We start from the raw sequence: 25771 nt of genomic DNA on the forward strand, positions 1-25771 counted from the left end.
GGAGAATTCCCCATGCATGAAGGAAAGAAACGAAGACTGGATCGTGTGTTTGGCGCTGACGGAAAAATTCTGGTTGTGGCAATGGATCACGCGGCTTATATGCCGGATGCCGTGATCGGGTTGGAAAATCCGGGAGCTATCATCGCGAAGACCATGCCGGCCGGCGCGGATGCGTTGTTGACGACGCTGGGAACTTTGCGCAAAGCTGGCCCGGAAATCGGCACCTCCGCCGTTATCATGAGCGTGGAAAGTTTTCCGCAGGATATTGAAGAGGTTGTGCTTCAAGCGCTGCGTTACGATGTGGATATGATAAAAGTGATGGTATATCCCTTCGATGACACGGACCCGAATAATATCTGGAAATTCCAAAAATTAGCGACCATGGCGGATAAATGGAATTTGCCCATCATGGCCGAGGTCTTTCCGGGAGGATACCCGGCGAAATCCGAATACCTGAATTTCAATAAACTTTCAGCTGCGCTGCGCGTGACGGCGGAAGCCGGAGCGGATGTCATCAAGACTTTCTTTATCGAAGAGGACGGCTATCCTAAAGGGTATCGCGAAATTGTGGAGAATACGCAAATCCCGATCGTGGTATTGGGCGGAGAAAAATCGGATGACCCAAGGCCGCTGTTGGAGAAGGTCAAGAGGAGCATCGATTCAGGTGCTCGCGGGGTTGCCATTGGCCGTAATATATGGGGGCATCCCCGTCCGGATTTGATTACCTCCGCCGTGGCGGAAATCATCCATCACAACTCCTCCGTTGAAACAGCGCTTGGGATCTTGAAATAAAAAAACTCAATCTATTTTGTGTTTGTCAGAGCGTTTCTTCGATTTTCTGAGAATGAAGCGCTTTGATTTTTAATAAGTCGTTCAAGTATTGAAGGATAGAAACAGAAGCAATTATCTTGAATTGAGGGAGCTGACTCCAGATGAACAAAGGTAATGAAAGATTGTTAAAATTATGTACGAAATCCTTCCAAGTAAATAATATAATCATCAATAATGTTAAAATTGATCTTACGAGGGATGAACTAACCTGATGACACGTTACGACGATATTGAGAAGATAGTACAAATTGCCCGGCAATATTACGAGCAGAACCTAACCCAGGATGAGATTGCGGCCAACTTCGGTATTTCGAGGCCGACTGTCTCCCGCATGCTCAAGAAAGCGCTGGATGACAAGATTGTATTTATCAATATCATCGATCCATATAATAAAAGCACTGAATATTCCGATAAACTATCGCAAATTCTGCAGTTAAAACACTGCATTGTCATTTCCGGCCAGGTGCATGATATCAATATCACCCGCCGCAATATTGCACTGGCAGCCGCGCACTATCTGGCAGATACCATCCAAGCGGAGGATGTGGTCGGTTTGGGCTGGGGGCGAACCTTATATGAATTGGCTGAAAGCATGGAGCAGCAGCCCGGACGGGACGTCTTATTTGTGCCGATGTTAGGCGGCATTGGACAAATCAAACCCAGTTTACAGGTGCACAGCATCATTCAGAAGGTCAGCGATGCTTTTGGCGGAAGATGGATTCAGTATTACGTGCCGGGCATTGTGGATAGCAAGGAGCTGCGCGAGCAGTTAACGCAAACAGCCAACGTGCAGGAAATGCTGGGGTTGTGGAAACGCATGAATAAGGCAGTGGTGGGCATCGGTGAAACCCCCGTCAGCAGCGAGATTATCTTCCAGGATAATGTGGCCGACATCGAGAAGAACGGGCTGGTGGAGCATGGCGCGGTAGGGGACATTTGTATGCGTTTCTTTGATAGAGACGGTAAACCCGTGAATTACATGATGCAGGATATCATGAGCATCGAGCTGCACGAACTGGCACGCGTACCCGAAGTGATCGCCATTGCCGGCGGTGATCAAAAAGTAGACGCGATCATCGGCGCCAGCAAGGCGAAATACATCAACACACTCATTACGGATGAATTGACCGCGCAGCGCATCCTCGAAAAAGTAAAGTTTTCATCCATCGCCCACGATAATTAAAATACTTTTTTAGCGCACAGCCAACTTTAATACGCGTCCCCAACGCGGCGGAATCTCCTCTATCACCAGCCGGCCGTTTTCCAATTTAAAATCTTCTCCGTTATTAAGTACATCCACCACGGTTTCCGCGCGCACCGGCAGATCCAACTCCAGGCGGGCGGGCTCGGCCGCGGCGTTCAGCATGACAACGATGTATTCATCGCTGCTGAGCCGCGCGAAAGCCAGCTGCTCAGAAGCCACATGCAATTGGCTGTAGCCGCCAGAACGCAGAGCGGGCAGCTGGGCGCGCAAGGCGGCCAGGCGGGTAATGGTTTCGGGCAGGTGCGGCTGGGGCGCGTTGCGCTGTAGTTGATCCAAGTCCAAAGCGGGACGTAAGGGGCGGTCATCCTGCGCGCTGCGGCGGCCGTCTACTCCAAATTCGCTGCCGTAGTAAATAGATGGGATGCCCGGCATGGTGAAGAGCAGCAGGTAGAGCGGGTTGAGCAGGGCCGGGTCGGGCAGCTTGGCGGCCACGCGGTCCACATCGTGATTGTCTGCGAAATTATAGAGCGGCAGTCCGCAATACAGCCCACCGGGGCCGAACTCGCGGTTGAGCGAGTAGGCGATCTCGAAGTAATTCTTGTCTACCAGGCTGGAATACAGACCTTTGTAAGCTTCGTAATTGGTGACCGAATCCAGCGTCTGCGGGTTGGCCCAGCGGCTGTAATCGCCGTGCACCACTTCGCCCAACAGGAAGAAATCCGGTTTGAGCGCGCGGCAGAATGCGCTCAACTCCTGCAGAAATTCCATATCCAACTGGTAAGCCACATCCAGGCGCAGACCGTCGATGTCGAATTCCTGCACCCAGGTGCGCACAGCCTCGAACAGGTGCGCGCGCACGTCCGGATTGCGCAGGTTCAAATGGACCAGGTCGTAATGCCCTTCCCAGGGGGTGTAGGTGAAGGGGTCGCCATAGGGATTGGACTCGCCGAAGCGCAGGCCGTCGAACCAGCCGCAATAAGCAGAGGCAGCACCCTTCTGCTGCACGTCGCGGAAAGCCCAAAAGTCGCGCCCGACATGGTTGAAGACCCCGTCCAGAATCAAGCGTATGCCATTGTTGTGCAGCTCAGCGGACAGCTTTTGCAGGTCGCTGTTGCTGCCTAGGCGGCGATCAACTTTATAGTAATCGGCGGTGTCGTAACCGTGCGCGCTGGATTCGAACAGCGGCCCCAGATAGAGCGCGTTCATACCCAATGCGCGCATGTGCGGGATCCATTGGCCGACCTTGGCCAAACGGTCCTGCGCCGGGCTGGAAAAATCATTGCGCTCGGGGGCGCCGCAAAAACCCAACGGGTAAATGTGATAAAAAACTGCCTCTTGGGCCCAATGTGTTTTTTGTTGATTCATAATTCCTGATCTCCTAAATTAGATATACATACCGTTAGGTATAGTTAATGGATAAAAAAATATAACCCTATGAGAAAATACCGTGCATGAATTGGTGCAGCAAACGGCGCACAAAATCCTCATCAAGTTCCGAAAAACCGTTCAGTGCCAGCATAACGTAGGTATTGATCATGCCCAGGAAGGAAGCGGCGTAAGTGCGCTGGCGGCCCTGCATATTGCCGTGATCCAATGCGGCCGCGGCAAACAGGTTCTCCAACAGGCTTTGCTGGCGATCGTTGAAGGGCTGCATGGCTTTGAAGGCTTCGCTGTCATGTGGCGCGAACCACATGGACAGGTAAAAGCGATAGAGGTGCGGTTTTTGACGGCCAAAATTGAAATACGTCTGCGCCACTTGATAGAGCGTGTCGGTGATGTCGTGCCGGTAATTCGCGGCGCTCTCCAATTGGGCCAGAAAAGGGTTGAGTTCTTCCGCCAGCAGGGTATTCAACAACCCGCTCTTGCTGCCAAAGTAGTGATACAGGGTCGGCTTGGTAATGCCGGCTGCGTCGCAAATGGTCTGCACACCCACGGCATCATAGCCGTTCAGAGTGAACAGATCCAGGGCACACTTCAGCAGGTTGTCGCGGTTTTCCATGGAGAATAGTATACCAATCGGTACACTATCTGTCAAGAGCAAATGAGCGAAAATTAGAGGGGTTGAATGTCCAGCTGCTCGATGATCCCGTGCATGACCTGGGCGGAATTCTGCAGCGCGGCCGTTTCGCCTTCGTCCAGGTTCAGCTTGAGAATACGTTCCACGCCGTCTGCGCCGACGATGGCCGGCAGGCTGAGATAAACGTCCTCGATGCCGTAGAAACCGGGCACCCGGTTGGAGACAGACAGCACGGAGTGCTGGTCGCGCAGGATGCTTTCCACGATGCGCGCCAGGCCGACCCCCACGGCGTAAAAGGTTGCGCCTTTGCGTTTGATGATTTCATAAGCGGCGTTGCGCACGTCGTTGGCCATTTTGACGCGGTCTTCGGCGCTGATCTCGCAGCCCACTTGCTGGCAGAAGTCCAGCAGGGGAATGCCGGCGATATTGGCCGAGCTCCAAATGGCGACTTCGGAATCGCCGTGTTCGCCCACGATGAAGGCATGCACATTGCGCGCGTCCAGTGAAAAACGCTGGCTGATCATGGAGCGGAAGCGGGCGGTGTCCAGCACTGTGCCGGAGCCGATCACGCGCTGCGCGGGCAGGCCGGTCAGCTTCCAGGTGGCGTAGCTGAGGACGTCCACCGGGTTGGTGGCGATCAACAGGATGGCTTCATTGTTGTATTTCAACACCTGCGGCAGGATTTGCCGGAAGATGGCGATGTTGCGTTTGAGCAGGTCCAGGCGTGTTTCATCCGGGCGCTGGGCTGAACCGGCCGAGATCACCACAATGTTGGCACCGGCTACATCGGGATAATCCCCGTTCCAGATGCGCACCGGGTTGGAAAGCGGCACGGCGTGGTTGAGGTCCATCACCTCGCCCTCGGTACGTTCCTTATCCCGGTCAATCAACACAATCTCTCCGGTTAAACCTTCCAGCATTAATGCGTAGGCGAAAGTGGTGCCAACCTTACCAGCACCGATGATGGCGATCTTATGGGTGGTGGAAAGCGCTTCTAAAACATTTGCTTTTGTCATTTTTTTACCTTCTTTCTCAGACTTGCCCCCAAAGACTAAGTTTCAAGTCTTTCAAGACCCTATGGTCTCATTTTCCCCCAAGATAATAATTAATAGTATCAGAATAATAATAGATAAATATAAATAAGATGGAAAGCGTTCGCTTAGTTAAAACAGCCCTCCGGTTTATTGTTAACTGATGCAAACTGAGGGCTGTCTGATTTTGGAAGAACTGAATAGAAAAGGATTCCTAAGCCATTTCGTATTTTTCCAGGGTCACCTGATGATGGGGAATATGTAGCTTATGCAGGTTGGATTCCATGGCGTCGATCATAGGCAGCGGGCCGCAAACGAAATAATATAACTCGGCGCGGTTGTCCGGCAGGGTGTTGGCCAGCATATCCTTTGTGATAAAGCCGGTTTCGCTTTTCAGCTTTTTAGCCGGTACTTCCAGCACGTGTGTGATGGTCAGGTTCAACTGCTCCGCCAGCTGATCGATCTCGGCCTTGAAGGGGATCTTCTCTTCGGAGTGGTTGCCGTAGAACAGGAACAGCGGGCGTTGGTCTTTTTGGTCTGCCAGGGTATGCAGGATGCTCATAACCGGCGCGATGCCGATGCCGCCGGCCAGCATGACCAGGCCTTTGAGCGTTTTAGGCGAATCCGGGCAGAAACTGCCGTAAGGGCCGTCCACATACACGGTTTCCCCGCCTTTTAAATCGCCGATGCTGCGGGTGAAATCGCCCAGGGCTTTGATGGAAAAGCGCAATTCATCTTTGCGGTGGGCGCTGCCGGAAATGGAGAAGGGGTTGCGGTGCAGCGTGAAAGGCGAGCTGTTGATGTTGAGCCAGGCCACCTGTCCGGCGTGGAAATCCAGGCCGGCGTGTCCTTCAGGTTTGAGCACCAGCGTCCAGGTATCGGCCACTTCGGGGATGATCCGCGCGACCTTGAACGGCCGGCGGCTGAGCTGCCATGGTTTGATCAGACGCATATAAAGCGCCATGCCAGCCCAGATGACCACTTCGACCAGCCAGGCAATGCGCATAGCGGATGCGTTCATGTAGTAATTGACCTTCAATAAATGGATGACGGCGAACACCACGATGATGAGCGCCAGCAGGTCATGCAGCCCGTGCCAGGCGTTGTAATCCAGTTTCAGCTCCTTGCGCAGTACGGAAGTGATGGCGATCAGGATCAATCCGGCCAAACCGATCAAACCGGCCTGCGCCCGCCAGGGCGCTGTGAAGGGGTTGAGCAGCAGCAAGGTATACGGATTGGTGACCAGCAGAATGACCGGATGCAGGAAGATCAGCAGCACCGACAGTACCGAGAGCAGGTGATGTACGCGGTAAATACCGTCCAGGTCGAAGACGTTGGACAGGAAGGGCAGGCGGGCGGTGGGCAGGAACTGCAGCCCGGCCATGGATAATCCCACGAATCCCAGCATCACGGAAAGATCGCGCCAGAAGCTGCGTCCGGGCGGCATGGGGAACAGCAGGAAAACGAACAGCGGCAGGAAGATCAACGTAAGGTAGACTACCAAGGCCAGCACGCGTTTGGTTTTTGTATTCATGATTTATCCTTCTGCCTAATCCGGGCGGACCAGCGCGCTCATATCCACGTCGACCACTCCGGCCAGGTCCGCGATGCTGTCGTACAGCAGCTGCAGGACGTAGCGGCCGTTGTGTACATACCCGGCGGGGTCTTTGGCGCTGAACTGGAAGTTGAAGGCGGCGCGCATCAGGCGCGGGGTGAAACCTGAGAAGCCGTTGGCAAATTGGACTTCATCCTCGCCGGCTTCGCCATCCTGATTGGTGTCAACATACCAATACGGATACTGGTCGGCCCACAGGATGGGCTGGCTGGTTTCGGCGCTGTAAGCCTGCATGGCGCGGTAGAGTACCTCGCGCATACCCTCTATTTCATGATAAAGACCTTCCACCTGGCCGTCGCCGTCGTAATCGATGCCGTCTACGTACACTTCGCGATAGTCCTTATAGCCGGTTACGTTGGAATGGCAGGTGGCGCACAGGTTGGCGGATTCGCTTTCGTAATCTGCGCGCATGTGCAGGGAGTGCGGGTCGTGGCACTGGGTGCAGCTTTGCACGCCGGTCGCGTGTTCGAACTGCCCGGCGTAAGCCCGGCCGTCATATTGAAAGCCGCCTTCGCCGTCCGCGCCCAGCCAGGTGGCCGCCGCGAAAGCGTAGTGCGGGTTGACGAAGCCAATGTCGGCCATGACCTCGTCAGCACCGAATCCGGCTTCGGCCGCGCTGACCGCCGCGCCGCTGTTGGTGCCGCTGTGGCAGGTGGCGCACAGGGCATTACCGCTGCCCACGCTGGCCTGGATGCCGGAAGGCAAACTGGCGCTGGTGAGCGCATCAGCCTGCTCGCTGTGGCAGACCTCGCAGGTGATGACGGAATTGACCGCGGCGGGCGCGTCTACACTCATGGCCGCGCTGCCGTCCTGGCCGATGTAGTCGATAAAGCCGGCGCCGCTGTGGCATTTGGCGCAGCTCACCGGGACTTCCGCCGGATCATCCTCATTCCAATGAGTGAAGGCTTCGGCAGTGAGATCGGCGTGGGCAGAGCCCCACCAATCCACGCTGACCTCCTGAACGGAACGGGCCTGGTTGGCTTGGGCGCTGACGTATATGTACCATCCAATCAGCGCGCCCGTGATCAAAATCAATGTAATTACAAACGAGCGGTTTTTCATATTTTCCTCCTAGGTTGTTAGTTGGACAGCCTGGAAGCTGTATCACAATGGATATAACTGAGAATTATCAAAATACGCTTGCGCGTTCTGATACCTTCATTATACAAGATGACGGAATAATTTCCCCTTGATCCCGATTGTTATTCACGTCCTGTGGATATATTAATATTTCACAAATTGTTTAAAAAAATTTTATTGAAACTTACAGGTTTAGTTGTGTCATAATTATGGTGGATGATTTCATGAAGAAAAGACTCATTATCATACAGTTAGTTTTTATTTCTTTCATAGCGGCTTGTTCAACTCAGGTGAAGGAGCCGCAGCCCCTGGTGCACAGCGCGACACTTACTCCTACAGTTGGGCCGACGGAAACGCCAGCGCCCACACCCACCATCACACCTACGCCCACACCCGAGTATACGGCTACCCCGGATTGGCTGCCGATCTTTGACCAGTTCATTGCGGATGTGAAGAATGGTGAAGCCGATCAGGTTGTTGGCATTTGGGTGGATAACGTGCTGGCGCTGCGGGTGGTTTACCAACCTGCCACCAACCCAGGCTACGTCAGCACGGAAGACGAGGTGGCTACCTATTTCCTTTATCCCTGGAATAAGGCCGGCAACCATGGCTTGCTGGCGCACAATTACCTGGCCGGGCGATATTTCTTTAACTTGTCTGTGGGGGACGTCATCTCGCTGGTGTGGGGGGATGGAAATTACGAGGATTTCGAGATTACTCGGATCAAGGATTTCCAAGCCTTGCAGCCGGATAATCCTTACAGCAATTTCGTCGACCTGGATACCGGAGAACAGCTAACCGTGAACAACGTGTTCCTGGAAGTGTACATGGGCGACTACCATACCACCCTGCAAACCTGTATCGCGCAGGGCAGCGAAACGGAATGGGGGCGGCAATTTGTGCTTGCGCCGCCTTTATATTAAAAACTTATGATGATATTCTGTATAATGTAAATAAATTTGTTGGGGAGGGTACGTGTTTATACAACAATTAATCAAAGCCATTGGCGGGGGGTGGAAGTGGATCGTGCTGTGCGTGTTGATCGCTATTGTGATATCGACCGCCATATCCGCCACCACCACACCCATTTACCGTTCGCAGGCGACCTTTATCATCGCGCCCAATAAAAACCTGCCCAGCAGCCGCGATGTGGTCAGCGCTTTCAGCGCGCTGGATACGCTCAAGATCTTTTCAACTTATGCCGACATTCTCTCCAGCGAGCGCGTCTATACGGAAGCGTTGAAAGCTGTGGACACTGCTTCCATTGACCTGTCGCAATACCGGCGCGCTACCGAGATGAATCCTGAATCCATCATTCTGGCGCTCAACGTGGACGGGCCAAACCCGCAAATTGCGGCGCAGTTGGCTAATGAGATTGGCAAATACGGTATCTATTACATCAACTCCTACTTCACAGTGTTCGAGATCGATTTTCTGGATCAAGCCGTACCCACCAGCCAGCCCATTCAGCCGCGCACTTACCGCAATTTAGGCATCGCGGCCGGTATTGGATTGCTGACCGGCTTGTTGATCGTGATCACGCGCGAATTTATGCAGATACCGCTGAACCAGTTCATCCAGCGCTTCTCGCTGGATGCGGAAAGCCTGGCTATCACGCGCCGTTCGCTGGAGAAGACCCTGGCTATATTAAAGAAAGACACCAAACAATATCCTGTTACAGTAGTCTCGGTAGTCGTAACCAACCTGCCGGAATTCTTCCGGGTGCTGCCAGGGTTTTCCCGCAAGAAAGTAGCTACAGAATTGGTGCGCCGCTTCAAGGATCAGCTTAAAGGAAACGATCTGGTGGCGCGCTGGAAGGATGACACATTCGCAATCGTTCTCCCGCATACACCGCAGAAGGGTTCCAACATCGTATCGCAGCGGATTCAAGATGTATTCAGCGCTGCTTTCACTTATGGTGTGGAGGATAGCGAGCAAATTCAGTTGGATCCCAAGGTGAATGCACAGACCGCCGATAGCGAAGAAGGATTGGAAGCGGTTATGAGCAAAATCGACGTATGGGATAAAGAGGAGCACGATTAATCGGACGGGATGCGTAGAATGAAACAAAAATCCTTCCAGTTATTGAGCCTCCTGGCGGCGTTGGCGCTGTTTATCTTTTCGCCTGTGCAGGCCGCCGGATTTGAGCAGGGGGAGGCTTCCAGCCTGACGTTGAAATTGTCCGACCTGAAATTCTCAGGTTCGTTAAATTTAACCGGCCCCTATCAGGAGACCGAAGCGGATTTTGCACTGCCGGCAGATTGGTCGTTGAACGCGCCGCTGCAGATGGAGCTGCGCTTCCGCAGCGATTTCCAGTCTTTGATGCAGGCTTTCGCAGATACTCCGGAATTGGAAAACACAACCGGTATCAAGGGCACATTATCGGTGTATTTAAATGAAACCTTGATCAACATGACCGAAGTGGACACCAGCGCCGAGAACGCGCTCAGCTTCGAAATTGATCCGCAACTGGCCGCGCCTTACCCGGCGCAAAACCAATTGCGTATCGCCTGGGACGCAGCGGCCGCTTGTGCCTACGGCGTCACCTCCGCGCTGTACCTTGACCCCGCTTCGACCCTGCAATTTTCGTATGTGACCCAACAGGTTGAACTAAGCCTGAGTGATTTTCCGCTGCCTTTCTTCAGCCAAACGGATATCCAGGCGCATACCCTGACATTGCTCATTCCGGCCAATCCGGATGAAAGCAGCCTGTCAGCCCTGCTTTCGGTGGCGGCCGGCTTGGGCCGGCACAGCCAGGGCGCGCTGGATTTCAACGTGATGACCAGCGATAAAATCAGCGCGGCCGAATTGACCGACGCGCAGCTCATCCTGATCGGGCCGCTGGAAACCTGGCGCTCTTATCTGGCGGGCAGCGGGGTGCCGGCGGATGCGCTGCAGCCCCCCGCGGGCGCCGGCGCGGAAGATGGACTGCTCATGCTGCTGCCTTCTCCCTGGAACCTGGGCCGGGCCTTGCTGCTGGTCGGCGGGCAAGATGCGGTGGGTTTGCAGAAGGCCAGCGCCGGCCTGGCAGCCGCGGATTTTCTGCCGTATGCCAACGGGCAGGCGGCTGTGATCAACCGGTTGGAAAAAGGCAGCACCCAGACCATTATCGACATGAGCCTGACTTCCCTGCGCGCGGATGATAACCTGCTGGCGGAGCAGTTGGGTGACACGACTTTCACCATTCCCTTTAATATGCCCGCAGATGCCAATATCAGCCCGGAAGCCTACATCGAAGTGTATTTCCGGCATTCGCAGTTGATTGATTATTTACAGTCCAGCCTGACGATCAGCATCAACGGCACCAAGATCGGCAGTATCCGTTTCAGCGACCAGTCAGCCGAGAACGGCCTGGCACGCATCATCCTGCCGCCGGACATCATCCGGCCGCTGCAGAATACCCTGGAGATCACAACCAGCATCGTGCCGCAGGATTTGTGCGCCGACGAGCGCAGCGGAAATTTCTGGGTTTCGGTGCTGGGCGATTCCTACCTGCACCTGCCTCCTGTTTTGGAAGAAGGCGGCGCGCAGGCGGGCGACCTGCTTTTGAACGATTTCCCGCAGGCGCTCCTGACAGATGAGCGTTTGTCCACCCTGACCTTTGTATCCGCCGCGGACGATTGGCAAAGCTGGCTGTACGCCGCCGACCTGGCTTACCGCTTGGGTGCATTCACGGCTTCTGGCCAGCTGCAACCGTCGGCTGCCTTCCTGGAGGGCGATCCGCAAAGCTTGAGCGGACAATCGGTCCTGCTGATTGGGGGCACGGCCAAAATTGCCGCCAGCGCCTGGAACGAAACTCTGCCGCTGCCGTTTGAAGCGAACGGGGCGCTGCCCTCCTTATCTTTTGAGGGTGTCCAGTTCCTGACTGCGGGAGAACAGGGCTTGGGTGTGCTGCAGATCACACGGCAGCCGGACAGCAACGCGCCTCTATTCTGCCTGGCGGGCAGCTCCGCGGGCGGCCTGACCTCGGCTGTCGCTGCCGCACTACAAGGATTGACGGATGAATTATCCTCTTCTGCCAATGTAACGGTTATCGATGGAGAAGGGAACGGCCACGGCCTGTTGATCGAAAAACCGGTCAGCGCGGCTGAGGACGAGGGCGGAACGGTGAAATGGTATGAACGCCTGCTGGGCAAGAACATGGAGAAAGCCAATTTCTACCTGTTGGCCGGTTCGGTCATCCTGACCGCGCTGTACATCCTTTGGATGGCGACCGCCAAACCCAAGCGAAAATAATTTTTCAGAATTTAATTCAAAAAGAACCCTTCGACAGAGCTCAGGGTTCTTTTTGAATTTACTGCAGGCTTCGACAGGCTCAGTCGGCGTTAGGATGCTTCCTCTTCCACCAAAGTGATGCGCCCGCTGGAGCCGTTTATACGGATGAGCTGGCCGGTTTTCAGGCGCTGTGTGGCGCGGTCCACGCCCACGATGGCGGGAATGCCGTACTCGCGCGCGACCACAGCGCCGTGGGTCATCATGCCGCCGGTTTCCATCACCAGGCCGGCCGCGGTCAGGAAGAGCGGCGTCCAGGAAGGATCGGTGCCCGGGCAGACCATGATCTCGCCGGATTGCAATTGCGCCTTGCGCGGATCCAACACCACGCGCACACGCCCCTGCACGCTGCCGGGTGAGACCGGACTGCCAACCAGACTGCCGGCTCCAACGTCCTCAGCCTGGATACCCTCGTAGAACGCGCGCCCATTGCTGAGCAGCAGGCGCGGGATCTGGCGGCGGGCCAGTTCGCGCCTGCGAACTTCGCGGCGCGCGGCCACAAGCGAGCGCCAATCCCGTTCTTCGCCCCCTGCAAGCGCGCGGATTTCGTTGGTGGTCAGAAAGAAGATATCCTCGGCTTGTTCCAACACACCTGCATCCACAAAATCCTGCCCCGATTCTTCCAACGCGCGGTGCGCGATCCAGAACAGGCGTACGACGAAGAATTTGGGACTCTCGCGCAGCCCCATCAGGTTGCGCATGCGACCGGCCAGAAAGCGTGCACGGCGCGCGCGGCGGCGGCCGCCTCCATTTTGCCCGGCTAGATGTACCAACTCGTCGATGGCAGATTGGGCTTCCTGCGCGCTGCGCTCGAAGACCACATCCGGCGCCATATCCGGGTTTTCAATGGAAAGATATCCGTTCAGCATCTCGAACACGTGCGTGGGATCTTCGCCCCAGCGGCTGCTGCCCATATCGATCTCGCCCAGCCCGCGCCCAGCGTAGACTTTCAGAAAGGCGTCGATCTCCTGCGCGGCTGCCGGCGGCAGCCGCCCGCCGGCATACAAGCGGTTCAACTCGCTTGCCTCGTTTTCACGGAAGAGCCGCAATACGGCCGGATCCTGGCGGATGGCCTTAGCAATGCGCCACAAAGCCAGGTCCATTTGAGTGGTGGGGTTGTTGGGCATGCCGCGCGTGATCTTCAGTGTCAATTTATCCATATCCGCCTTTTGATCGGCTGTCAGATAGGGGGCGGATTTGTTGCAGATCATCTTGAGCAGGTTCCAGGAAGCCATTCCGGCAGCCACGCCGGAGACAAATAATATAAAGTTGTGGCCCAGATAGCGTTCCAAAACGCGCGGAAGTAATTCCACGCGCCAGGCCAGCTTTTCGTAGCGGTCACCCTGCGCCTGGGCGCTCATTTCCTCCATTATTGCCAGCACCTTTTCCCCAGCCAACACAATATGCTCCCGGCGTTTGTGCGGCGCGAGCATATTCTTCAAAACATTGCCGGCCAGCGGCAGGCCAAAGCGCGCCAGTCTCAAGCGCGCAGACAGGCTGACGCCGTCTTTGGCCGGTTTCAAGCGCGGATCATCCTTGATCTGCGTAACCGCCTGGCCGATGGTGGGCTCGATCTGGTCCAGCACATACGGCGTAATCTTGCGGCCCAGCGAATTGGTCAGAATCGGGGTGAAGTTAACCCACAGGCGCTGCCCGGCTTCATACAAGATGGTCTGGCTTTCCTGATCTACCTTGATGTTGAATAGTTCGGCACCGGTGGCGAAAACCAACTTAAGCGTGTCCATCCCCAGCGGGGTCAGAGGAGCCAATACTCCCTGGATGGCGGCGAAGGAGAACAGCACCTTGAGCGGTTCGGCCGGCAACCCCTGCGGCAGCGGATAAAGCGTGGTGATGGGACGGGCCTGCAGCAGGAAGAGTTGCTCATCCTGAATGGCCCATTCGATATCCTGCGGGATGCCGAAATGTTCAGCAACTTGTTGGCCCAGGCGCGCCAGTTTCAACGCATGCGCATCGGAGATGGCCTGGCTGTCCTTACCGGCGTTGGTCGAAGTCTTCGTCCCGCCGCCTTTGGCGGATTGAATGATGACTTTCTTGGCGCCCAGTGTCCTGGATAAAATCTTGCTGCCGGTTGTGTCAATTACAAAATGGTCGGGTTCCACCTGGCCGGAGACCAGCGCTTCGCCCAGCCCCAGAGTGGCGTCTATGACCGTTTCGGTACGGATGCCGTTGAGCGGGTTGGCGGTGAAGAGCACACCCGAAGCCTGGCTTTCCACCATTTCCTGCACGACCACCGCAATGGCGGCCGACAGCTGCGGGATATGGTTATGGCGGCGGTAATCGATGGCGCGCGCGTTCCACAAGCTGGCCCAGCAGCCCTGCACGGCCTTGAACAATGCTTCCTCGCCCTGCACGTTGAGATACGTGTCCTGCTGCCCGGCGAAACTGGCTTCGGGCAGGTCTTCGGTGGTGGCGGAGGAACGCACCGCCACGGCATGATTATCCAGCTTTTGGTAAGCCGCGCGAATCTCGGATTTAAGCGTTTCCGGCAGATCGGCCTGGGTGAACAAGCCCTGGATAGCCGCCGCGCAGTTTTCCAATTGACCCGCACCGGCGGATTCCAATTGAGCAAGCTCGGCCTGGATGGACTGGGTCAGGTTGTTTTGTTGGAGATAATCCCGGTAGGCCTGGGTAAGGATCGCAAACCCGCCGGTGACGTGAAAACCCGCCTGAATCAGGCGGGCCAGATTGGCTCCCTTACCGCCGGCGTTCTCCAAATTGAGGGTTTGCGAACCCAGCGGTTGGATGAGAGAATGAAAATCTGAATTGGTAAATTGCATTATTTTGTGTTGCTTTCTAAACAATAAGATTTATAAAATTTATTGTAATCCCGAATTGTATAGGCTTCTTAAGCCCTGATTTAACTCTCCAAAATGTACAAAATGATCCCTCTTCGCCAACTGACCAGAGGTGATTGGATTCAAGGCCGGTTGCCAGCGCGCCGCTTGCCGTTTAGCGGAGCGGCAGAAAATACACAAATCACTGATTTCCGCTCATAAAAAAAAGTGTTTTCACCATTGGCAATTGTGTAATACAGTTGTATTATGCAGTTAATCTAATACATTTGTGTTAGAAGAATGGTGATCATATGAAAAGGCTTTCCGAAGCAGAATTTCAAGTGATGAAAGCAATCTGGACTTTTGAACCCCCCATAACCTCATCCAGGGTAATGAGGCATTTATCGGGAGAAAAAAGCTGGCCAATACAGTCGGTTGTCACATTACTTGGCAGGTTAGTGGAAAAGGGGTTCTTACGTTCGGAGAAAAAAAGTAAGGAAAGATTGTATTATCCGCTTGTTTCAAAGGAAGATTATCTCCAATTTGAAACCGGGAATTTTGTTAAGCAATACCATGATAATTCATTTATCAGTCTGTTGTCAGCTTTTTATCACGACAGGGAATTGTCTGACGGAGATTTGAACGATTTGCAGGAATGGATAAGGAATCGGAGGTCTGATTAATGCCACGAATATTTTTGGTTGAGGACGATAAGGCAATCGCTAAAAATCTAAACCTTTTGCTGCGCGCGGAGGGATTTACAGTCACCCATGCCTCCACGCGCGAGGAAGCCTTTGACGTGTTAGCCGGGAATAAATTTGATTTGGCGTTGATTGATATTTCCCTGCCTGACGGAAATGGCTTTACGGTCTGCACGGAAATCAAAGAAACGCAAGATATCCCTGTTATCTTTCTGACGGCTTCCGGCGATGAGACGAGTGTTGTTACCGGGTTGAACCTGGGCGCGGACGACTATATCATCAAGCCTTTCCGTCCGCGTGAACTGATCGCGCGGATCAGAACAGCCCTGCGAAAAATCGGGCGTGCTCCATCAGCTTTTGAAATCAGCGGGCTTCACATCGATACTACCAGCGGTGTCGTGAAAAAGGATGGCAGCGAGGTTTTTCTTTCAGCCCTGGAATACCGTTTGCTGCTGGTGTTCATTAACAACCCAACCAGTATCCTCACCAGGAGCAGGCTGCTTGACGAATTGTGGGACGCAGCGGGTGAATATATCACTGATAATACACTGACCGTGTACATCAAACGCTTGCGGGAAAAAATAGAAGACGACCCGGCAAACCCGCAGATCATCCTGACCATTCGCGGGACGGGATATCGATTGGGGAATAGTCATGCAGCGGAATAGAGAGATTCGCCAGTTTGCCATTCTGTTCTCCATAATAGCTGCCGCTGCTGTGATATTGGGATTTGCAATCAATACAGCGGCGGGAATCCTTGTTCTCGCTTCAGCCGCTGCCTATGGCACTGCGTTTTTTGTGTTTACCAAAGCCCGATACAAAAGCATTGCGCGGCTTTCGGATCAAATCGACCTGGTACTTCATCATGCTGACCGTCTGAATATTGACGAGATGGACGAGGGCGAACTTTCCATTCTGCACAGCGAGATAACAAAAATGCTGCTGCGTATTCGGGAGCAAAACGACGCACTAAAAAATGAAAAAGAACATCTTGCCAATTCGCTGGCCGACATCGCCCACCAGCTCCGCACCCCGCTTACATCCGTAAACCTTATTCTGTCATTATTGGAGAATAACCCTGAAGAAAAAGAACGGAAAGCATTGATACAGGAAACGAAAGAGCTGTTTGTGCAGATGGATTGGCTGCTTACTTCCCTGTTGAAAATTTCGCGCCTGGATGCGGGTATTGTGGTATTCCAAAGCGAGCGGATCAATGTAGCCCACTTAATAAATGCCGCGCTTCATCCGTTCCTGATTCCAATGGAACTGCGCAGGATTGATGTGCGGATTGACGCGCCAAAAGGGATAATCATTCAGGGTGATCCGGGCTGGCTTTCGGAAGCCATTCAAAACATCCTTAAAAATTGCATTGAAAGCGCAGGCGAGAATGGAAAGATTGAGATCGTCTGCGGGGATAATCCGCTGTATACCGAGGTTGCCATCCACGACAGCGGCGCGGGCTTTGAAAAAGAAGACTTGCCCCGCCTGTTTACCCGATTCTACCGTGGAATGAATCCAAGCGCTACGGGGTACGGGATTGGATTGGCGCTCTGCAAGATGATTATCACGCGGCAGGGAGGGACGATTACCGCAAAAAATCACCCGCAGGGCGGCGCGATATTTACCATCCGTTTCCCCAAGTGACGGATCTCTCACCCGAAAGTCACCGAGAAGGGGATTGAAAGCTTTATTATTTTGGGCGACTTTCGAAAAAGGAGGCTCATCTAATGGAGCTATTAAAAATTGAAAATTTATGCAAGGTCTACGGCAAGGGCGAAAACAAAATTTCCGCGCTTGACCATGTCTCGCTGACAATCGAAAAGGGTGAATTTACCGCAATCATCGGAACATCCGGGTCCGGTAAATCTACACTGCTGCACATCATCGGCGGCGTGGACGTACCGACCAGCGGGAAAGTGTTTTTAGACGGACAGGATGTATACGCCCAAAGCAATGAAAAACTTGCCATTTTCCGCAGGCGGCAAGTTGGCCTGATCTATCAGTTTTACAACCTTATTCCCACGCTGAATGTGGTGGAAAACATCACCCTGCCTATTCTGATGGATAAGCGCAAGGTCAACGAGGAGCGTCTGAATGACTTGTTGGAACTGCTTGGGCTGCAAGACCGCAAAACACATTTACCCAACCAGCTTTCCGGCGGTCAGCAGCAGCGTGTTTCCATCGGGCGGGCTTTGATGAACGCCCCGGCGGTCATGCTTGCTGACGAACCCACGGGCAGTTTGGACAGCCGGAATGGACATGAAATCATCAAACTGCTCAAAGAAAGCAATCAAAAATATGGGCAGACCCTGCTCCTCGTCACCCATGACGAAAATATCGCCCTGCAGGCAGAGCGCATTATCGGCATTTCAGACGGCAAAGTCGTGCGAGACGAGAGGGTGCGGTAGTGAACATTTTCAATAAAATCACGCTGCAAGGTTTGAAAAAAAGCCGCACACGGACGATCGTAACGGTGATCGGGGTGATTCTGTCTGCCGCCATGATTACAGCAGTCGCAACCTTTGTCGTCTCCCTGCAGAACTATATGATAAACGGCGCGGCTGTGAAATATGGCAGCTGGCATGTTGAAATTCCGGACGCCAATTCCTCCTTTGTGTTGGAACAGGCAGAGGACAGCCGGGTGGCAAATGTCACAGCGCTGCAGAACGTCGGCTATGCCACACTGAATGGCAGCCGAAATCCCGATAAACCCTATCTTTTCATTTCCGGATGGAACGAGGAAGCCCTGAATGCTCTGCCGATCAAGCTGCTTTCCGGCAGGCTTCCGGAGAACAGCAGCGAGGTTGTGATACCGACTCATATCGCCGCCAACGGCGGTGTAAGAATTTCGGTGGGCGACACACTCACCCTCCCGGTCGGCAACCGCATGCGCGGCGATCAGAAACTCAGCCAACACGATCCGTATAATGCCGGGGAAGAAATTCTTGTACCCACGACAGAGAAAACATATACGGTTGTGGGCATCTGCCAACGACCCGCAATCGAGGAGTTTACCGCGCCCGGATACACTTTGATCACAACGGAGGATAACGCCGCGCCGGATAGCCTTACCGCATTTATCACGCTGAGGAATCCCTATCAGGTTCATTCTTATGCAGACAGCGTATCGGACAAGGCCGGTTATGTTTTGAACGATGATGTTCTGCGCTTTATGGGGCTTTCAGGGGAGAAGATTATTTCAGTGCTCTTGTATACGATTGGCGGTATTTTAATTACCCTGGTTATGCTCGGCTCGGTGTTCCTGATTCGTAATTCATTCAACATTTCGTTGAATGAACGTACACACCAGTTTGGTATCCTCATGTCGGTAGGCGCCACGGAAAAACAGCTACGCAATTCTGTGCTGTTTGAGGGACTTTGCATCGGCGCAATCGGCATTCCAATCGGAATTTTGGCCGGTATACCCAGCATCAGGTTTGTACTTTCTCTTGTGGCAAAGAATTTCGCGAATTTCATGTATGAAAACGTACCGTTAACCTTGGTGGTGTCCCTTCCCGCGCTTATTGCCGCAGCGGTAATCAGCATGATCACGATTCTGATTTCGGCTTATATACCGGCAAAAAAGGCCGCCGGCATGCCTGTAATGGAGTGTATCCGCCAGACAAACGAGGTTAAGGTGGAAGCCAAAGCGATAAGGACCTCAAAGCTCGCGAAACGTATTTATGGTTTAGAGGAAACCCTTGCGCTAAAAAACTTTAAGAGAAACAAGCGGCGTTACCGCAGCATTATCCTGTCGCTTACGTTTAGCGTTGTGTTGTTTGTGTCGGCAAGCTCCTTTGGGATCTATCTCAATCAGGTCGCAGAAAATTCATCCATAGTAGTTGAAGATTATGATATCTGTTTTTATACGCGGGACATGGATGAAAGCGGGCTATTCCAGCTTTATGATGAGCTAAAAACCGCCGGCGGCGTTACCGTAAGCGCTTATCAGGCACTTTCTACCTATTCCACCGTGCTTAATACCAGTGATCTTTCAAGTCATTTTTTGGATGAGTACGGCGGCCCCATCGGTTATGACGGGGTAAGTGAAACGGTGGAAGTGCAGGTGGATGTTCAATTTGTTGAGGACAGCGTCTATCAGAACCTGCTCGAAAGCCTTGGCTTATCGGCGGAGGAATACAGTGGGCAGGGCCCAAAAATGATCATGGCAGGAATCCTGCCCGGTCATTGGTACACGCAGGATCAACCTATGGAATTTACGCTCCGCTCCAAAACCGGGGACCAGACGAAAACGATCCTTGCGACCTTTGTGGAAGACTACCCGGATCTGCTCCCCTCTGAGCCGGGTGATTGGCCCGGATATTCGCTTCTGCTGATGGCCCCTTACGATGTAAAACCGCAGTTTGACGCACTGGGTGCGACTGTAAAGCCTGTAAAGTTGGGTATGACCTTCAAATCCGAAAATCCCGGTCAGTCAACAACTGAGATGCAGGCGATGATCGATGGAGCCGGCATTACCGCCGACTATGACCTTTACAACGTCTATAAGATATTAGAAGAAAACCGGAACATTTCATTCATTATCAATCTTTTCGCCGTTGTTTTCACCGCGATGATCTCGCTGATCGCGGTTGCGAATGTATTCAATACGATTTCCACTAATATCAAGCTGCGCAGGCGGGAATTTGCCATGCTCCGTTCCGTGGGGATGTCCGACCGGGATTTCAGCAAGATGATGCGCTTTGAGTGTGTTCTTTATGGAGCGCAGACAATGCTTTGGGGTCTGCCTCTCTCAGGGATCCTTTCTTTTCTGATTTTTGAGGCCATGAAGATCGGCGGTGGAGAGATTAACTTTGTGTTCCCATGGAGCAGTATGGCCATCAGTGTATTCGGTGTTTTCCTGGTAGTGTTTGTTACAATGCTGTATGCCGTCAGCGAGATAAAAAGAGAAAATATCATAGACGCCCTACGGGATGATATGGCTTGATTCAAAAACCGCCTTTTATGTTAATACATAGGTCAATTGAACGAGCGAAGTGAGAGAAACAAAATACCACCCGCATAGCAGGTGGTATTGACTTTTGATTGGTTGAGATTACTTTGTCAGGCTTACTTCACTGGCTTCCTCGATTAATTGTTTGATATATTGCAGGAAGCGCGCGGCCGGGGCGCCGTCAGTCAGGCGGTGGTCGAAGGCCATTGAGAGGGTCATCATCTTGCGAATGACGAGCTGGTTTTCTCGCACCACGGGTTGGGGGGCAACGCGCCCGACGCCCAGGATGGCGGCCTCCGGCAGGTTAATGACCGGCGTGAAGCCGTCCACATCGTACATACCCAGGTTGGTGATGGTGAAAGTGCCACCGGAGATATGATCGGGGTTCGCTTTGTTAGCGCGTACCTCATCCACATATTGGCGGAATTCACGCCCGACGGTTTGCAGATCCTTTTGATCGACATCCCGGATGACCGGTACAACCAAACCCTGGTCGGCGTCCACGGCGATGCCGATGTTGACATCGGCCAGGCGCTCAATGGTCTCTCCATTAAGGCGCGCGTTCATATAAGGGAAGCGCCGCAGGGCGATGGCGCAGGCTTTGGCCAGCAGCTCGTTATAGCCGGGCGCAAAACCCCACTTAACCTCATATTGTTTTTTGAGTTTTTCGCGCAGGATCACCAATTCGGTAGCGTCCGCTTCCATCAGCAGTGTGACGCGCGCGGTGGTCTGTGCGCTGAGGCCCATGCGCTGGGCAATGACCTTGCGCACTCCTGCCAGCGGAATGCTTTCGCTAACCGGCATGGATGGCAAAGTTGCCGGCGAAGGAGTCTGCGGCGCTGCTTTTTCAGCGGCTCGGGCGGCAATGGCAGCCGCCACGTCCTCGCGTGTGATTTCACCCCGCTGCCCGCTGCCTTGAACGCTACGTAAGTCCAGGTTAGCTTCGGCTGCCATCCGTTTGGCGACCGGACTGACCTTCATTTCTGTGGAAAGGTAGTTGAGCACGTCGGACTCGGTCACGCGCGTGCCGCTGCCGCCGGTGGGCGTCACCTGGCTGAGATCCACGCCTTTTTCGCTGGCCAAACGGCGCGCACGCGGAGAGGCAAAATTCTTTTCCGTGGGCTGCGCCCGGCCTGGTTGGGGTTCGGCAGCCGGGCCGCTGCTGGATGAGGCAGGGGCGTTTTGCCCGCCCGCGGCTGGCACAGCCGGCTGGGCAGCCTGAAAGGTTTCATCTTGAGCGCCAATCACAGCTACCACAGTCAATACCGGCACCACTTGTCCAATTTCGAAGGGGCCGAAGTGAATATAACCGTCATCAACCGCTTCCACGTTGAAGATAGCTTTATCGGTTTCGACCTCCAACACTTCCTGGCCTTGCTTGACCTTATCGCCGTCCTGGACCTGCCATTTCAGCAAAGTTACTTCTTCAACGGTCTGCCCCAGCTTGGGAATGAACAGTTCCTCGGCCATTAACGCATCACCTTTCTGCAGGCGTCCACAATCCGCTGCACGTTGGGAATGGCCAGATCCTCCAGCACTTCTGAGCGTGGAACGGGCACATTGGCAGCCGCCACGCGCTGCATGGGCGCGTCCAGCCAGTCAAAAGCCTGTTCGTTAACCACGGCCATGACCTCATTGATGAAGCTGGTGTTTTCGTAAGCTTCGGTCACACCCACAAAACGGCCGGTCTTCTTAACCGAGTCAATCAGCGTGTGGGTGTCCAGCGGTTTCAGCGAACGCAGATCGACTACTTCTACGTCAATACCCTCTTTTGCTAAAATCTCAGCCGCGCTGAGCGCGTTCAATACCTGGCGCGAATAGGTCGCGATGGTGATGTCTTTGCCGCTGCGTTTGACGTCCGCAGAACCCAGCGGGATCAGGTATTCGCCTTCCGGCACGGGGCCTTTGGTTTTGTAGAGCATCTTGTGTTCGATGAATATGACCGGATTGTTGTCCCGGATGGCGGCTTTCAGCAAACCTTTCACATCGTAGGGCGTAGCCGGCATGACCACATAGATGCCGGGGAAGTGCGTCCACAACGATTCCAGACTCTGGGAGTGATGGGCGGCGATAGCCCGTCCGGCGCCGCCTTCGGTGCGCACCACCATGGGCACGCTGGTTTTGCCGCCGAACATATAGCGGTTCTTGGCGCCCTGATTGGCGATCTGGTCCATGCACAAAGGCGAAAAATCTACGTACATAATCTCGGCCACCGGCCGCATACCGGCCATAGCTGCGCCCACGGCCGCGCCGCCGATGGCGGCTTCGGAGATGGGCGTGTCGAGCACGCGCCACCCGCCAAATTCATTGAACAGGTTGCGCGTGGCGCCATAAGCGCCGCCGTACAAGCCGACATCTTCTCCCATAATGAAGACGCGCTCGTCGCGCAGCATCTCTTCACGCAGGGCTTCCTGGATCGCTTCGGCGTAGGAAATCTGGCGTATGTTGGGGTCGGTGCGAATTTTTTCACGCAGTTCCGCTTCCGTTTCTATGTCTTTGACCGTGAAAATGGAAGGCGCGTACACGTCCGTTTCCAGCTCGGATGGGTCGGGCGTAGGGGAGCTTTCGCTGTAGGCCATGGCTTTTTTCAGCTTGCTCTTGACCTCGCTATCGATGGCTTCCATTTCTTCATCGCTGAGCATACCCACGGCTTTTAATTCCTGGCTGAGAATCAGGATGGGATCGCGGTCTTTGTAGGCCTGTTCTTCTTCCTTGGTACGGTAAGCGCGCGGGTCGGAATGGGAATGCCCGAAGTAGCGATAAGTCTTGGCTTCCACAATGCTGGGGCCTTTCCCCTGGCGGGCGTGCGCGATGGCTTTCTGCACTGCGCCGCGCACAGCCAGCGCATCCATCCCGTCCACCACTTCGCCCGGAATACCGTAAGCGCAGGCGCGGTCGGCTACATTGGGCAGTTTGCTGACCTTGGCGAAAGGTACGGACATGCCGTACAGGTTGTTTTCCACCACGAAAACCACCGGCAGATCCCAGATGGATGCCATGTTGAGGGATTCGTGGAAGTTGCCGGAATTGGAAGCGCCGTCACCCAAAAAACACAAAACCACCTTGTCGCTGCCCTGTAACTTTTGGGCCAGGGCCGCGCCGACCGCGACCGGCAGGTTGCCGGCTACGATGCCGGTGGCACCCAGGTTGCCGTGATCGACGTCCGCGATATGCATGGATCCGCCCTTGCCTTTGCAGTAACCGCCGGACTTGCCCAGCACTTCGGCCATCATTTTGTTGAAGTGTGTCTGTTTTTCTTCGGGTGTTTTGGCGTGTGTATCGCCGTGCGCGTGTGCGTGACCGTGGCCGCGGTGGGTGCTGGTCACCAGGTCGTCTTCACGCATGGCGGAGATGGCGCCAACTGCAACAGCTTCGGAGCCGGCATACAGGTGCGAGGCGCCTTTCAACAAGTCTCTACCCAATAAGCTGCTGATATTGTTCTCGAATGCGCGGATCTCCATGATTTGGCGCAAGTAGCCCAGCAGTTGTTCTTTCGTGAGGGCTTGCTCTTCAATGATTGCGGTGGTACTTTCGATGATCTCAGACTTGCTTTTTGTTGCCATTTGGAAAACCTCCAGAAATAAGTTTAGAAAGGTGAACTGCTGCGCCGGCGGATGTAGATTTCATCAACCGCGCAGCGATCGGAAAGACTCAAGAGGAACAGGACCGTGTTGGCAATATCCTCCGGCTGCATCAGCAGGGAGCGGTCCAAATCGGGGCGGGCGGCGGTTACCAGGTCGGTATCCACACCACCCGGATAGATCAGGCTGGCGCGAATGTTATGCGCCTGTGCTTCCACTGCCAGTGATTTGGTCATGCCGGCTACGGCATGTTTGCTGGCGGTATAGGCACTCTGGTTTTCATAGCCCTTAAAACCGACCACGCTGGAAATGTTGATGATGGCGCCTGAATGCTGCGGGATCATCATGCGCATAGCCTGCTGACAGCACAGATAAGTGCCGCGTACATTAATGGAAAGCAGGCGATCCAGGTCGGCGGTTGGAAATTCAGCCAGTTGACCATACAGGCCAATGGCGGCGTTGTTGATTTGGATATCCAACCGGCCGAATTTATCCTCAACGGTTTTAAAGAGTGCCGTGATTTGTTTTTCATCGGACAGGTCGCAGGGTACGGCCAGCGATTTACCGCCGGCCTGGATTATTTCCTGTGATACCGCTTCGATCTGCTCCAGCGTGCGGGCGGCTGTGACAACGGCTGCACCGTTCTTTCCCAGGGCCAACGCGATAGCGCGGCCGATTCCACGACCGGCGCCGGTGACAATGGCTACTTTTCCTGTTAATTCAACATTAATTGACATTCATTCACTCCCGGGTTCCGGAACCGATATTTTTTAACCGGAATGTTGGTTTGTATTAACACGGCGCAATCCAGATACATGATGACGAACTCGATGGATGGATATTGTAAAATGTTGGCGCCGATGTAATTATGCCACTCAACCAACTGGTTGATGGGGCAGTTTCTTCCAATTTATTAATATAAAGGAAGGAATTTGGTAATACGATGCAGCGGCAAAAGTTGCGGGATGCCCAGCGCACAGGAATATAGCGCAAATTGTCCTCATTTTTATCCAAACCTTTACCGGAAGCTCTTCGACCGGTCAGACAAATCAGATGCCGTCAGTTGGCTGTCTACCTATCCGACCAATACAGCCATAACAAAATTCACAAATGTGAAAGCATCTGCTGTGATTTTACCAAAAGCCCCTGTGTGAAAATCGACAATTTAGCTGTAGAAAGTCATGTCTTTCTACAGTGAGAGGTCGGTTACGCTAGAATATATAATTGCAGATGGATTATGTACAATAAATAATGATATTAATTTTCCAGGAGGAAGCAGTATGAAGCGTATTGGTTTTCTTTTAAAGGTAAAGCCTGACAAGATTGAAGAATATAAAGAAGCGCACCGCGCTGTGTGGCCGGAAATGCAGGAAGCGCTCAGCCGCACCGGCTGGCATAATTACTCACTGTTCATGCGTGAGGACGGCCTGCTGTTTGGTTACTTTGAAACCCCGCAGGATTTCCAAACTGCGCTGGACGGCATGGAGAAGGAAGAGATCAATGCGACCTGGCAGGCGGCTATGGCGCCCTACTTCGAAGCCCTGAATGGGAAACGGGCGGATGAGTCCATGCTGGAATTGGAAGAGGTCTTTCATTTAGACTGACCCCCGAAAACAACCAGGAATATTCGGGAAAAGAGGGCGTTGAACCCTCTTTTTTACTTTAATTCGGAAAAGTCTGGTCAACCATA

General features: G+C 53.8%; 20 protein-coding genes. 11 read left to right on the forward strand and 9 right to left on the reverse strand.

What is annotated here, in order from left to right; translation table 11 throughout:
* Positions 1–12: 12 nt before the first annotated feature.
* Complete coding sequence (locus Pelsub_RS04685) at positions 13–792, forward strand: class I fructose-bisphosphate aldolase (RefSeq protein WP_116224881.1); 780 nt, start codon at positions 13–15, stop codon at positions 790–792.
* A gap of 250 nt (positions 793–1042) precedes the next feature.
* A complete protein-coding gene (locus Pelsub_RS04690; protein WP_116224880.1) occupies positions 1043–2014 on the forward strand; it encodes a sugar-binding transcriptional regulator in 972 nt (323 codons plus the stop codon).
* Positions 2015–2023: 9 nt separating this feature from the next.
* Here Pelsub_RS04690 and Pelsub_RS04695 read toward each other — a convergent pair whose 3' ends face one another.
* The 5 genes from Pelsub_RS04695 to Pelsub_RS04715 all read right to left on the reverse strand — a co-directional run bounded on the left by Pelsub_RS04695 (position 2024) and on the right by Pelsub_RS04715 (position 7760).
* Positions 2024–3400 (reverse strand): alpha-amylase family glycosyl hydrolase, encoded by a 1377-nt coding sequence (locus Pelsub_RS04695; RefSeq protein WP_116224879.1) that lies wholly within the window; start codon positions 3398–3400, stop codon positions 2024–2026.
* A gap of 67 nt (positions 3401–3467) precedes the next feature.
* The gene (locus Pelsub_RS04700) at positions 3468–4034 is read right to left on the reverse strand and encodes a TetR/AcrR family transcriptional regulator (protein ID WP_116224878.1); all 567 of its coding nucleotides are present in this window, start codon (positions 4032–4034) and stop codon (positions 3468–3470) included.
* Positions 4035–4087: 53 nt separating this feature from the next.
* On the reverse strand, positions 4088–5068 hold the full coding sequence (locus Pelsub_RS04705) for an L-lactate dehydrogenase (RefSeq protein ID WP_116224877.1): 981 nt from the start codon (positions 5066–5068) through the stop codon (positions 4088–4090).
* Positions 5069–5297: 229 nt separating this feature from the next.
* The gene (locus tag Pelsub_RS04710) at positions 5298–6617 is read right to left on the reverse strand and encodes a ferredoxin reductase family protein (RefSeq protein WP_116224876.1); all 1320 of its coding nucleotides are present in this window, start codon (positions 6615–6617) and stop codon (positions 5298–5300) included.
* Positions 6618–6632: 15 nt separating this feature from the next.
* Entirely contained in the window at positions 6633–7760 is a 1128-nt protein-coding gene (locus Pelsub_RS04715) for a cytochrome c3 family protein (RefSeq protein WP_116224875.1), read from the reverse strand.
* Between the two features lie 242 nt (positions 7761–8002).
* Here Pelsub_RS04715 and Pelsub_RS04720 point away from each other — a divergent pair, with 242 nt between their 5' ends.
* The 3 genes from Pelsub_RS04720 to Pelsub_RS04730 are packed head-to-tail and all read left to right on the forward strand — an operon-like array spanning position 8003 to position 12014.
* Positions 8003–8701, forward strand: coding sequence for a sortase family protein (locus tag Pelsub_RS04720; protein ID WP_126440398.1), 699 nt, complete (start codon positions 8003–8005; stop codon positions 8699–8701).
* A gap of 52 nt (positions 8702–8753) precedes the next feature.
* Complete coding sequence (locus tag Pelsub_RS04725; protein ID WP_116224873.1) at positions 8754–9821, forward strand: YveK family protein; 1068 nt, start codon at positions 8754–8756, stop codon at positions 9819–9821.
* 18 nt (positions 9822–9839) lie between these two features.
* Complete coding sequence (locus Pelsub_RS04730; RefSeq protein ID WP_158674983.1) at positions 9840–12014, forward strand: cellulose biosynthesis cyclic di-GMP-binding regulatory protein BcsB; 2175 nt, start codon at positions 9840–9842, stop codon at positions 12012–12014.
* An 89-nt stretch (positions 12015–12103) separates the two neighbouring features.
* Here the strand turns inward: Pelsub_RS04730 and Pelsub_RS04735 are convergent, their stop codons facing one another.
* Positions 12104–14848: a PEP/pyruvate-binding domain-containing protein gene (locus Pelsub_RS04735; RefSeq protein ID WP_116224871.1), complete on the reverse strand. Its 2745-nt coding sequence runs from the start codon at positions 14846–14848 to the stop codon at positions 12104–12106.
* A gap of 308 nt (positions 14849–15156) precedes the next feature.
* On the opposite strand from Pelsub_RS04735, the gene Pelsub_RS04740 reads away from it, so the two are divergent.
* The 5 genes from Pelsub_RS04740 to Pelsub_RS04760 all read left to right on the forward strand — a co-directional run bounded on the left by Pelsub_RS04740 (position 15157) and on the right by Pelsub_RS04760 (position 20494).
* A complete protein-coding gene (locus tag Pelsub_RS04740; protein WP_116224870.1) occupies positions 15157–15528 on the forward strand; it encodes a BlaI/MecI/CopY family transcriptional regulator in 372 nt (123 codons plus the stop codon).
* Positions 15528–16214 (forward strand): response regulator transcription factor, encoded by a 687-nt coding sequence (locus tag Pelsub_RS04745; RefSeq protein ID WP_116224869.1) that lies wholly within the window; start codon positions 15528–15530, stop codon positions 16212–16214. The genes Pelsub_RS04740 and Pelsub_RS04745 overlap by 1 nt, the downstream gene beginning before the upstream one ends.
* Positions 16201–17190 carry a sensor histidine kinase gene (locus Pelsub_RS04750; RefSeq protein ID WP_116224868.1) on the forward strand — a complete coding sequence of 330 codons (990 nt, stop codon included), beginning with the start codon at positions 16201–16203 and terminating at the stop codon, positions 17188–17190. Before Pelsub_RS04745 ends, Pelsub_RS04750 begins: the two co-directional genes overlap by 14 nt.
* Positions 17191–17273: 83 nt before the next feature.
* On the forward strand, positions 17274–17954 hold the full coding sequence (locus tag Pelsub_RS04755; RefSeq protein WP_116224867.1) for an ABC transporter ATP-binding protein: 681 nt from the start codon (positions 17274–17276) through the stop codon (positions 17952–17954).
* Positions 17954–20494, forward strand: a complete 2541-nt coding sequence (locus tag Pelsub_RS04760) for an ABC transporter permease (protein ID WP_116224866.1) — start codon at positions 17954–17956, stop codon at positions 20492–20494. The genes Pelsub_RS04755 and Pelsub_RS04760 overlap by 1 nt, the downstream gene beginning before the upstream one ends.
* 108 nt (positions 20495–20602) lie before the next feature.
* On the opposite strand, the gene Pelsub_RS04765 is transcribed toward Pelsub_RS04760, so the two are convergent.
* Genes Pelsub_RS04765 through Pelsub_RS04775 form a run of 3 tightly spaced genes read right to left on the reverse strand, consistent with a single transcriptional unit; the run spans position 20603 to position 24818 of the window.
* On the reverse strand, positions 20603–21970 hold the full coding sequence (locus tag Pelsub_RS04765) for a 2-oxo acid dehydrogenase subunit E2 (protein ID WP_116224865.1): 1368 nt from the start codon (positions 21968–21970) through the stop codon (positions 20603–20605).
* A complete protein-coding gene (locus Pelsub_RS15935) occupies positions 21970–24063 on the reverse strand; it encodes an alpha-ketoacid dehydrogenase subunit alpha/beta (protein WP_116224864.1) in 2094 nt (697 codons plus the stop codon). The genes Pelsub_RS04765 and Pelsub_RS15935 overlap by 1 nt, the downstream gene beginning before the upstream one ends.
* A 23-nt stretch (positions 24064–24086) precedes the next feature.
* Positions 24087–24818, reverse strand: a complete 732-nt coding sequence (locus tag Pelsub_RS04775) for an SDR family NAD(P)-dependent oxidoreductase (RefSeq protein ID WP_116224863.1) — start codon at positions 24816–24818, stop codon at positions 24087–24089.
* A 543-nt stretch (positions 24819–25361) separates the two neighbouring features.
* Here Pelsub_RS04775 and Pelsub_RS04780 point away from each other — a divergent pair.
* Complete coding sequence (locus Pelsub_RS04780) at positions 25362–25685, forward strand: L-rhamnose mutarotase (protein ID WP_116224862.1); 324 nt, start codon at positions 25362–25364, stop codon at positions 25683–25685.
* The last annotated feature ends 86 nt before the right edge of the window (positions 25686–25771 follow it).

The sequence above is a fragment of the Pelolinea submarina genome (assembly GCF_003966975.1).
In the GTDB taxonomy this organism is placed as follows: Bacteria; Chloroflexota; Anaerolineae; order Anaerolineales; family Anaerolineaceae; genus Pelolinea; species Pelolinea submarina.